The organism is Vibrio sp. 10N.247.311.51 (genome assembly GCF_041467855.1).
GTDB classification, from domain to species: domain Bacteria; phylum Pseudomonadota; class Gammaproteobacteria; order Enterobacterales; family Vibrionaceae; genus Vibrio; species Vibrio coralliirubri.
Window position 1 is genome coordinate 96,008 of record NZ_JBFSVK010000022.1, and the last position, 11,679, is coordinate 107,686.

The window sequence follows — 11,679 nt, forward strand, 5'->3', positions numbered from 1 at the left end:
TCTTTATTCATCAATACGTTCCGTTTAGGTCTTTCTCTATGTTGCTCTCTTCAATTATTCATCACACACGAGGTGATTTTGTTCGCAGGCTTATTGCGATTGCACTGCCTATCACCTTGCAGAGCATTATGTTTTCAAGCCGAGGCTTGGTGGATGTATTGATGTTGGGGCAACTTGGCGAAGCAGACATTGCAGCTGTGGGTGTGGCGAGCCGAGCGATGTTCGTGACGACCATTATGCTGGTGGGTGTTACCACGGGCGGTGCTCTTCTTACTGCTCAATATTGGGGCGCGGGTAACAGACAAGGTGTGAGAGAAAGTACCGCGCTGACTTGGCTGGTTTCGACACTGTTTGCGTTACTGACCATTGCATTTTTCGTTTCATTTCCTGCACAAATCATGGGCGTGACAACCGACTCTCAAGAGGTCATCAACCTAGGCGTTGAATACATCGTCATTACCTCATTTAGCATGCTAGCGGTATCGTGTGTCAGCAGTATGGCTGTAGGTTTGAGAGCGATGCATAAACCTGGGCTAAGTACCTTCTTTAGCGGTATCGGCATCCTGTCTAATGTGTTCTTAAACTGGGTACTGATCTTCGGTAACCTAGGCTTTCCTGCGCTTGGAATCAAAGGTGCGGCGATTGCGACGGTACTGAGTGGCGCGATTGAAGTGGCGACTTTGTTTGGTTATCTCTATTTCTCTAAGCATTTGTTAGCTTTTAAGTTCTGCGATATTAAAGCGGCAGCTTCGATCGATAAGGTGATTCGCTTCTTGAAGCTTTCTCTGCCGACCACGTTTAACTTCTTAGCATGGGCGGGTGGTTTGTTTGCTTACCACGCGATCATGGGACAATCGGGCGTTCAAGGTCTGGCTGCGCTATCGGTCATGACGCCGGTTGAGTCTATCTCATTGAGTTTATTGATTGGCCTTTCGAACGCGGCAGCGGTTCTAGTGGGTAACCAGCTTGGCGCGAAAAACAATGAAGCGGTTTACTATCAAGCACTTGGCTTAACCATTCTGTGTTTCTTAACCAGTATCGTTGTGGCCGTTTTTCTCTACTTCGTTCAAACGCCAATACTCAGTGCCTTCAGCGCCTTGACGGAAGAAACAAGAGCCCTCTCAGAGAAGTTCATTCTGATCCTCAGTGTGGGTATTGTCATTCGCTCGGTGCCATTGACTGTGATCGTTGGGGTGTTAAGAGCGGGTGGTGATGTGAAGTTCTGCCTCTATCAAGATTTGATTGCTCAGTGGGTGATCGGTATCCCATTGGCAGCCATCGCGGCTATCTATTTTAAGTTTCCACCTGAGTGGGTATATCTGCTTTTCCTCACGGAAGAAGTTCTCAAGTGGGGCGGGTCGCTCTATCGCATGAAAACAAGAAAATGGATTAAAAACTTGATAGGAAGTTGAAGTAGGGCGCACCAATCGCATCACTTTATCTTTGGCGTGTGATCTATCTTTCAAAATACTTTCTCCTAACAGGGAATTAGTGTAGATTCTCCTTCCAAATTCTAACTAATGCGAGCTGTTTAATGTTAAAGCTGTCAGACCTATGTAAAGGCTATGTCGATGGGGGGGAGTTTCACCCTGTTTTGCAAGGTGCTGAATTAACATTAAACCAAGGTGACCAGCTGGCATTAATGGGAGAAAGCGGTTCAGGTAAAAGTACGTTACTGAATCTTATCGCGGGTTTAGACCTAGCGGATTCAGGTGAAATTGCTTTCCCTCACTTCAATATGCACGACTCAACCGAGCGTGACCGCACCGCTTATCGCAGAAACAACATTGGCCATATTTTTCAGCAGTTCAACTTACTGCCAACGCTAAATATTGCCGATAACATCCGCTTTTGCCGTCAGTTAAAAGGCTTACCTGAAGACAAAGGTCTCTGGAGGCAGATTCTCTCTGCTTTAGATCTTATGCCTTTGCTTGGCCGTTACCCTGAAGAAGCGTCTGGTGGCCAACAACAACGTGCGGCCATTGCGCGTGCGTTGTATATGGAACCGAAAATCTTGTTGGCCGATGAGCCGACCGGAAGTTTAGATGAGCGTAATGCAGAAGCGGTAATGCGTTTGCTGACCTCTTTGGCTCGTCAATTAGAATGTACGTTGCTGTTGGTAACGCACAGTGAAAAAGTAGCTCTGCACATGGATGGCAGGATCCGTCTACAAGGAGGGCAACTGCATGTTATGGCCCGTAGTTAAGGCGCTACTCGGTCACTATCGACGTTACCCACTGCAGATTATTTTGGTATGGCTTGGTTTAACCCTCGGCGTATCACTTTTGGTTGGTGTTACTGCTATCAACCAACACGCCAAGCAAAGCTATGCGCATGGTGAAAAACTCTTTTCGAATCCTCTTCCTTACCGTATTCGACCAAAACACAACGCCAATAAAATCCCGCAAGGCTTTTATATCCAGCTTCGCCGTGAAGGCTTTCAACAGTGTTCTCCTCTTGATCACCATCGTATCACTGATGAAAATGGCGCAAACTTCATGGTTGTCGGCATAGACCCTGTCTCTATGCTTCAGCTACAACCTGGTATTGCGTTAAAAGATCTCACCGCTTTGAACCTCATGAAGCCACCATATCCAATCCTTGTCAGTGATGATCTTGCTGAACACATGGAATGGCACAACGGTGATTACATCCCTTTGATGGATGGTTCTGAACTTGGTCCTGTGGTTGTTGATCAAAATAATATGATTAATGGTACAAGGTTGATTGCGGATATCTCCTTGCTCCGAATGCTTAAACGCAGTGCGGGGCTTTCAGTGATTGCTTGTTCAGACATGCCCACCGAGAAGTTTGAACGTCTTAAAAACATGTTACCCAATGGTTTGACGATCTCTCGTAGCTCTAAGGCAGAACTTGAGTCGCTAACCAGTGCGTTCCATTTAAATCTAAAAGCGATGGGTATGCTGTCGTTTGTGGTCGGCTTATTCATTTTCTATCAAGCGATGTCGTTGTCGTTTATTCAGCGCCAACCGTTAGTCGGAATCTTAAGACAAACAGGTGTATCGGGCTGGCAATTGGCTAAAGCGCTGTGTTTAGAATTGCTGATATTGGTCGTACTGAGCTGGATCTGCGGTAATGTATTTGGGGTCATGTTAGCCAACCAATTATTACCAGCGGTATCTTCAAGCTTAGGCGACTTATACGATGCCAACGTTGGCTTAACGATCGACTGGAATTGGCGATGGAGCGGCTACAGCTTATTGATGGCGTTACTTGGCGCGTTCTTAGCGTGTGCTTGGCCATTGGTGCGCTTGCTTAGATCGCAACCGATTCGTTTAACCTCTCGCTTATCTTTGATGCGCTTTGCGGGTACAGAGTTTACTTGGCAAGCATTGATTGGCTGTGGCTTCTTGGTTGCCGCTGTCGCAGTGTATCAAGCCCCTCAGACTCAAGAAACGGGTTTTGCGATTATTGCGCTAATGCTGATCAGTGTGGCGCTATTTACCCCGGTTTTGATGTGGAAGTTATTTAATAGCCTCTCTTATTCATTGCGCTGGGTTCGTGCTCGCTGGTTCTTTGCTGATGCAGCGTCAAGTATGAGTTACCGTGGCGTAGCGACCATGGCCTTTATGTTGGCCTTAACAGCCAATATTGGTGTAGAAACCATGGTGGGCAGCTTTAGAGATACCACTGATAAATGGCTAACACAGCGTTTGGCTGCCGACCTGTATATCTACCCAACCAACAATGCCGCTGCTCGTATGAGTAATTGGTTATCTGACCAACCTGAAGTGGATTCGGTTTGGTGGCGTTGGGAGAAAGATGTTGCGTCTCCAGTCGGTAGTATTCAGGTGGTCAGTACAGGCCCTTCTGAAGGCGAACTAGAAGCGCTGACAATTAAATTAGGTATTCCGAATTACTGGTATCACTTACATCACTCTAAAGGTGTGTTGATCAGTGAATCGATGTCTCTCAAGCTGGGGATTCGCCCTGGCGACTACATCGACCTCTATGACAGTCTCGGCTCTGGTTGGCAGGTTGTCGGTGTGTATTACGATTATGGTAACCCTTACCATCAAGTCATGATGTCGCATCGAAATTGGCTGTATGGGTTTGCAGGGCGGGGTAATGTCGGTCTTGGGGTAATACTCAAAGACGATGTGAATTCACAAGGGCTTCGCAGCCGATTAGAAAGTGTATTCAGGCTTGGCTCTGAGCGTGTGTTCGATAACAACAATATTCACAGTCAAGCGATGCGGGTGTTCGATAGGACGTTCGCGATTGCAGATACACTCGGTAACATCACCTTGGTTATCGCCGTCTTCGGTATCTTCTTTGCGACGGTTGCGGGTGAAGTATCTCGCCAAAGGCATATTTCCTTGCAACGCTGTTTGGGTGTATCGGCGAAAGAACTGATCTTGACAGGTAGTTTGCAGCTGTTTGTGTTTGGGCTTATTTCCTCCTTAATTGCGATTCCGCTCGGATTAGCGCTAGCGAGCCTAATTGTTGATATCGTGATAAAGCAGTCTTTTGGGTGGTCACTCGAGTTACAAGTGATTCCATGGGATTATTTGCAGACATTTGCATGGGCCATGGCAGCATTGATGCTAGCTGGTGCTTTACCAGTGATGAGAATGATTCGGAACACTCCGATGAAGTCACTGAGGGATGCGCTTTAGTATGTTTTTAAGGAATATTTCAACTAAGTTAAGACAACGAATCCTGTCTTCTCTTCTCTTAATAAGTTTCTTTGGCATCTTTTTAAGTGTTTGGGGTTATTACTCCTATTTCATCGATCCTGGTGAAAAGGGCGTGAATGAAGTTAACTCAATATTGGTTAATGAACACTTCAATGTGTTCGAACCTGTTTTGCCAGACCGTAATGTTTCGCTACCACAAGATTTTAAGTTCCACCCAGAGTTTCAGCACGAGTGGTGGCATTACTTCGCGTCTTTGAAAGGTGATGATGGTAAAGACTATTCTGTTCAGTGGAGCTTTTTCCGTATAGCAACGGACGAACGAGAAACACCAGGGTGGCAAAGCCCTCAAGTCTATATCTCAAATGTAGTGGTCTCTTCTAAATCCAAAGTATGGAAAGAACAGCGCATGGCTCGTGGTGGCATTGGCCAAGCGGGAATGACTAATCGTCCATTCAGGCTTTGGATTGATAACTGGAACTGGCGTGCACTCGGCAACACCCCATTCCCAGGGCGCCTTCAAGTGCAAACTGATACGTTTGGACTTGAGCTAGACACCATTGCAAAAGGGCCCTATGTACTCAACGGCGATAACGGCTATCAGAAAAAGCACGACTTATTGCCTGTCGCGTCTTATAACTTCAGCGCTCCATTTTTATCGTTGAGTGGTGTGTTGAACCTAGACGGCATTACCAAGGAAGTGGAAGGAACAGCGTGGGTACATAAAGAGTGGGGCAGTGGCTTACTTGGAGTGGGTCAACAAGGTTGGGATTGGTTTGTGTTTAACCTCGATGACGGCACAGCGTTGAGCATTAACCGTTACCGTCATAACCAACAGCTGCCTTACGTATTCGGTACCTTGGCAACGCGCTCAGGCAAAGTTTACCAGTTAACGGAATCCGACATTTCTATTCAACCGTTGCAAAATACAACGTTGATGAATGGAAGACGGATGCCTTTACAGTGGATCATTAACGTCCCTAAGCATGATATCAACCTCACAACGCGTATTATACGCAGGGATATGTGGCTTCCTTTTGTCATACCATATTGGGAAGGGCCGATTAAGGCGAGCGGGAGTCATGAAGCGACAGGCTTTATGCAGTTAACTGGCTACTAAAAAACACCTAAGGCTATCATTTGATAGCCTTTTTTTATGCCTGCGACTTTTAGCCACCCCAATGAATTGTGCATACAGGTTCGATGATCTCATCTATACTTAATTTATGGTGCATAACAACATTATGGAATATACGACGTATTGTTTAGTATTTGTAGGAAAAACCGAAGTTAAACATCCGAAGAAGTGATTATCTATCAATTAAACTTGGATATAAACTCGTGGTTATTCTTTGTTATTCGTTTATTTAAATAATAAATATAAGGGCGAAATCATGACCGACGTCATCCGTGACTTCTTTAAAATGGAATCTGCTGGCGGCATCATACTAGTCATCGCTGCGGCGATCGCAATGTTTGTAGCAAACTCACCACTGAACGAAATGTACCAAGGTGTACTACATAGTTACGTTCTTGGTATGTCTGTGTCTCACTGGATTAACGATGGCTTAATGGCTGTCTTCTTCCTTCTAATCGGCTTAGAAGTTAAGCGCGAACTTTTAGAAGGCGCATTAAAGTCTAAAGAGACAGCAATCTTCCCAGCTATCGCAGCTGTGGGTGGTATGCTAGCTCCTGCACTTATTTACGTGCTATTTAACTCAAGTAACCCTGAAGCGCTTCAAGGTTGGGCTATCCCAGCTGCGACTGATATCGCATTCGCATTGGGTATCATGGCTCTTCTTGGTAACCGTGTACCGGTAAGCTTGAAGGTATTCCTGCTAGCACTGGCAATTATCGATGACCTAGGTGTTGTTGTTATCATTGCACTGTTCTACTCAGGCGACCTATCAACGCTTGCACTTACAGTTGGCTTCATCGCGACTGGTGTGTTGTTCATGCTAAACAACAAGCATGTGACTAAGCTGAGCGTTTATCTCATTGTTGGTGCAATTCTGTGGTTCGCAGTATTGAAGTCTGGTGTTCACGCAACATTAGCAGGTGTAGTAATCGGTTTTGCTATCCCACTGAAAGGCAATAAAGGGGAGCGTTCTCCGCTGAAACACCTAGAGCATGCTCTGCACCCATACGTCGCTTTTGCAATTTTGCCAATCTTCGCATTTGCAAACGCAGGTATCTCACTAGAAGGCATCTCAATTTCAAACCTTACAGGTATGCTACCGCTTGGTATTGCTATGGGTCTATTGGTTGGTAAGCCACTAGGTATCTTCCTATTCAGCTGGGGTGCTGTGAAAACCGGCGTAGCTAAGCTTCCTGAAGGTGTGAACTTCATGAACATCTTCGCGGTATCTGTGTTGTGTGGTATTGGCTTTACGATGTCTATTTTTATCTCGTCATTGGCATTTGGTCCAACGAACGCAGATTTTGATACGCTTGCTCGATTAGGTATCCTGATGGGCTCAACGACGGCAGCTATCTTAGGTTACTTCCTGCTAAGTATTTCTCTACCGAAAACTAAGCATCAAGAAGTAAAACTATAATCGGTAGTAGGCTCGTTTAATAGGGAGTCTACTCACTGAGTAACAAGTCAACTTCTGAGTAGCAAGAAGAGTCACAGAGTCTCCCTCGACTCATGTGACGACAAAGAACAAAAAAGCCGTGATGGGCAACCCTATCACGGCTTTACTGATCATATAACTAAGCTGCTGTTTTTCGACACTCGCTCTACGTCACACCTAGAACCACAGTGACAATGTCACGCTATTTTTCAAGCGTGGTAAATATGGTCCACTCCTCGACGATTTGTTCACTTAACCCTACCACAGTCGCTGTTACCTTACGGTTCAATGCGTGTGAAGTAGGGTCGTCGCCATCGCTTTCTAGGCGCTCTTCACCATAGCCGACAATTCGCACTCGCTCTGGTTCGATACCATTCGACAGTAACTCGTCTTGAACATTGTTTGCTCGTTTCTTTGATAGGTCTAAGTTGTACTCGTTAGAACCCACTTTACTCGCATAGCCTTGTATTTCAATCGAGGCACTTTTGTAGGTTTCAAGAAACTCTGCCATGGTGCTGATCTGGTCTGAGAAGATCGGGTTCACTTCAAATGAGTCATGAGCAAAGAGTATTTTTAGCTGTCTGACTTCTTCCGCACGAATCGTTTCTCCACAACCATCATTGTCGACTTGTGATGTCTCAGGCGTACCTGGACATATATCACGAGCGTTCACCACACCATCTCTATCATCGTCTTGCAGGTCTGCAATCTGTTCTGCTTCAGGTGTCTCGATATAAGCCTCTTCCTGCTGGTTTGAACAGGCAAATAAAGTCATCGTTAACACGGGAAGTAATAAGTAAGGTATTTTCATCATTAATACTCCACGGGCGTAGTCCACTCTTCTGGAATGTCGACCAGTAGAGCGTTCAATAAAGAACCTGTAGCGTTCATCACACGGTACTTAGCGTACTGCTCTGAATAGTGGGCATCTAGGTAATCTTTACGGGCTTCAAATAGTTCGTTCTCAGTGTTGAGTAAGTCAAGCAAAGTACGTTTGCCTATTCGGTATTGTTTTTCATATGCGATAACAGTTTCCGAAGCTGAGTCAACATGGTCGGATAGAAAGTTCTTTTGTTGTAACGTTAGATCCAATGCACTCCACGAGAGGCGAAGACCTTCTTCCACCTGACGATAAGCTCGATCTCTCAGATCTTTTGCTTTGTTCAGTTGGTATGCCGCAGCTTCTGAATTAGCACTGTCTGTTCCGCCGTTGTACAAGTTATATCTCATGCGAAGCATCGCGAGGGTCTCTTGACTAGAGCCTTCATCGCCACCTGCATCATCACGCCATGACTGAGATGCTTCAATAGAGAAGGTAGGGTAGTTCACGCCCTTTGACTGTTTGTATTGGAAGTGGGCTGAATCGACATCTGCGTTTGCAACTTTGATCACTGGGTGTTGGTCTAATGCATCAACAATGGCGTCCGTTAACGACAAAGGAATTTGAGAAATATCGGCTCTTGGGTAAATCAAGCCTAAAGGTTCTTGACCAACCACTCGTCTAAATTGGGTGTGTGTATCGATCAAATTATTCTGTGCGGCCAATAAGTTACCGTGAGCTTTTGCTATCCTAGCTTCAACTTGCGACACATCCGCAGTTGAACCTATTCCGGAGTTAGCCCGTTTCTTAATGTCTTTATAGATTTTTTTGTGTATTGAAAGGTTACTTTCAGACAGTGCCAGCACTTCAGTGGCCTTCACTGCATCTAGATAGATTTGGGTCACCTCCAAGGCTTTGTCTTCGGCGTCTGCGATCAATTGCAAGCGAACCGACTCAGCTTCTGCGGCGGTACGATCAATGTCGTACAGAGTCGCGGAACCATCCCACAGCAATTGAGTGAGGGAGATCGTAGCTTCCTTTCGTGTTAGATCCGTATCGGGACCGTTGTTTGGTGCAGGGTTTATACCTTCATAACCAATACCGGCGTCAAGGTCGATACTTGGCTTGTATGCTCCTCCTGAGGCATCGTTACGTTTTCGCACGCTCACATATTCGTTGAAGATGCTTTTTATCTCTGGATTCGTTGCCAAGGTAATAGCAACAGACTGTTCCAGAGTCTGAGCGGCGAGTGGTGTTGCAGCAACTAAGCAGCATAAGATGGATAATTTAAACAATTTCAAAGTAGCTCTCCTTCTACTTTCAATGTCTCATCCGTTTCCCAACCTACGTTTATCGCTGAATTGAGAGAAGGGTATTAAACGAAGCTTAGGACATTTGCAAAAAAATGCGAAGTTTGTAGGTTTTTTTTTGAATGTAAGTCGCTATTGCTATTGACTAATTTAAAAAGCACCAGATTTACCAACTTTTAGTGAGTTGATTATCAATAGTGCCACTACTAGATTTATTGTAGGAAATAGCCACAGCGCAGGGTGGGATTGGTTCCGCGTTTGGCGTGTTCTGGGCAGAAGTGGGAATATGGATATGGGAAACATCAACCTAAATATACTAGGCCTTGTTAGCGGGAGCGTAGTGCTCGACGCTCAAGGTCAAGTTAGACGTTTGTCTCCGGGCGAACAACCAGCCGCTAGCGACGTAATTATCAGTTTTGATACTAGTGAAGAGAGTGTGCCAAGTGTTTCTGCACGTTTTGTAGATAACCAGGGCCAACAAAATGTGCTAGACACTGATGATGCGATCGCTCAAGTTCAGCGTGCTATTGAAGAAGGATTTGATCCAACAGAACTAGGAGATGAGTTTGATACTGCTGCTGGTGAAGAAGGCTCGAGTTTGACCAACAGCGGTAGGATTGAACGTACTGGAGCTGAAACTCAAGCCGCCACAAATTTTGAAACTGAAGGGTTTGAGTCTCAAGGATTGTCAGAAACTCAAAGTATTGCTCTTTTTGATGTCATCGCTTTTGCGCTTATTTCAGGTGACACTAACGTTATTGAGTTTGAGCAGGATGAACCAATTGAGACAGGCGGCGCCTTAATCAGCGATGATCCGGACGTTACCTTTATTGGCAAAGAGGTCGCTGGAGATAATGATCTCGGTACCTTTGTTGTAAACGAAGATGGTACTTGGACTTTCGTGGCCAACAGTCCTTATGATGAGCTTGCCGATGGCGAGCAAATTCAAGACACGACGACAGTACAAACCTCCGATGGAGGCGAACAAGTCATTACAGTAACGATAATTGGTACTGATGATGCGGCTGTGGCTACTGATGATTCGGGCAGTGTGACTGAGGACATTGATGTAGATGAAATCACCAATCAATTAGTGACGTCTGGTCAGATTGTGATTACAGATGTAGACAGCGACACTCCTACCTTTTCAGCTGATGGTGAGTTTAACCTCGTTGGTTCAACAAACGAATCACAGCTAGGTGTATTGAGCATAGCCCCTGATGGTGCTTGGACTTACGTAGTTAACAACGATGACGTTCAGTACTTGGATGACGATGAGTTCGTTACTGAAGTTTATACTGTGACAGCAAGTGACGGTACTACGAGTGAGGTGATCATCACTATTAACGGTGCCGATGACCCATCTGATATAACCGTAGGTGAAGGTGATTCAGATACTGGTGAAGTGACTGAAGATGTGGATGTAGACCTAGAGAGCAACAACTTAATGACTTCTGGGACACTAACGATCACCGATGTCGACGATAACGATGTCGCTGCTTTTCAACCAAACGGTGTATTTAATCCTGAAGGATCAACCAATGGTACCGCGTTAGGCATGTTGACCATTACCGACGATGGTGAATGGACTTACACCGTAGACAACGATGATGTGCAATATCTTGATGACGATGAGTTCGTTACCGAGGTTTACACAGTTACTGCGATTGACGGAACCACAAGTGAAGTGACCATCACCATCAACGGTGCCGATGATCCGTCAGAGATTACTGTTGGTGAAGGTGATTCTGACATGGGTGAAGTGACGGAAGATGTCGATGTCGATCCTGAAAGCAATGACTTGATGGCGACAGGAACATTGACGATCACTGATGTTGATGCCAATGATGTCGCTGCTTTTGAACCCAACGGAACGTTTAATCCGGAAGGTTCGACCAATGATACCGCGTTGGGTATGTTGACCATAACCGATGATGGAGCATGGACTTACGTCGTGGACAACGATGATGTGCAATACCTTGACGACGATGAGGTCGTCACTGAGGTTTACACGGTTACTGCTATTGACGGAACCACAAGTGAAGTAACCATAACCATCAACGGTGCCGATGATCCATCCGAGATTACCGTTGGTGAAGGTGACTCTGATATGGGTGATGTGACGGAAGATGTCGATGTCGATCCAGAAAGCAACGACTTGATGGCGACGGGAACACTGACGATTACTGATGTTGATGCTAACGATGTCGCTGCTTTTGAACCCAACGGAACGTTTAATCCAGAAGGCTCAACCAATGAGACCGCGTTAGGTATGTTGACCATAACCGATGATGGCGAATGGACGTACGTTGTAG

The 11,679-nt window shown here is 45.6% G+C and carries 8 protein-coding genes; 6 read left to right on the forward strand and 2 right to left on the reverse strand.

Annotated features, from left to right (window positions below):
• Positions 1 to 38 precede the first annotated feature (38 nt).
• The 5 genes from AB6E85_RS18355 to nhaA all read left to right on the forward strand — a co-directional run bounded on the left by AB6E85_RS18355 (position 39) and on the right by nhaA (position 7,216).
• Positions 39 to 1,412: an MATE family efflux transporter gene (locus AB6E85_RS18355; protein WP_372143548.1), complete on the forward strand. Its 1,374-nt coding sequence runs from the start codon at positions 39 to 41 to the stop codon at positions 1,410 to 1,412.
• A 122-nt stretch (positions 1,413 to 1,534) separates the two neighbouring features.
• Entirely contained in the window at positions 1,535 to 2,206 is a 672-nt protein-coding gene (locus tag AB6E85_RS18360; protein WP_017060385.1) for an ABC transporter ATP-binding protein, read from the forward strand.
• On the forward strand, positions 2,187 to 4,640 hold the full coding sequence (locus tag AB6E85_RS18365; RefSeq protein ID WP_372143550.1) for an ABC transporter permease: 2,454 nt from the start codon (positions 2,187 to 2,189) through the stop codon (positions 4,638 to 4,640). The genes AB6E85_RS18360 and AB6E85_RS18365 overlap by 20 nt, the downstream gene beginning before the upstream one ends.
• Positions 4,630 to 5,778, forward strand: coding sequence for a lipocalin-like domain-containing protein (locus AB6E85_RS18370; RefSeq protein WP_372143552.1), 1,149 nt, complete (start codon positions 4,630 to 4,632; stop codon positions 5,776 to 5,778). Before AB6E85_RS18365 ends, AB6E85_RS18370 begins: the two co-directional genes overlap by 11 nt.
• 274 nt (positions 5,779 to 6,052) lie before the next feature.
• A complete protein-coding gene (nhaA, locus tag AB6E85_RS18375; protein ID WP_048609224.1) occupies positions 6,053 to 7,216 on the forward strand; it encodes a Na+/H+ antiporter NhaA in 1,164 nt (387 codons plus the stop codon).
• A gap of 220 nt (positions 7,217 to 7,436) precedes the next feature.
• On the opposite strand, the gene AB6E85_RS18380 is transcribed toward nhaA, so the two are convergent.
• Together AB6E85_RS18380 and AB6E85_RS18385 are read right to left on the reverse strand one after the other, a co-directional pair.
• Complete coding sequence (locus AB6E85_RS18380) at positions 7,437 to 8,048, reverse strand: OmpA family protein (protein ID WP_048609223.1); 612 nt, start codon at positions 8,046 to 8,048, stop codon at positions 7,437 to 7,439.
• Complete coding sequence (locus tag AB6E85_RS18385) at positions 8,048 to 9,355, reverse strand: TolC family outer membrane protein (RefSeq protein WP_048609222.1); 1,308 nt, start codon at positions 9,353 to 9,355, stop codon at positions 8,048 to 8,050. Before AB6E85_RS18385 ends, AB6E85_RS18380 begins: the two co-directional genes overlap by 1 nt.
• A 301-nt stretch (positions 9,356 to 9,656) precedes the next feature.
• Here AB6E85_RS18385 and AB6E85_RS18390 point away from each other — a divergent pair.
• Positions 9,657 to 11,679: VCBS domain-containing protein (locus AB6E85_RS18390; protein ID WP_372143555.1), on the forward strand; the 2,023-nt coding region annotated here is incomplete at its 3' end.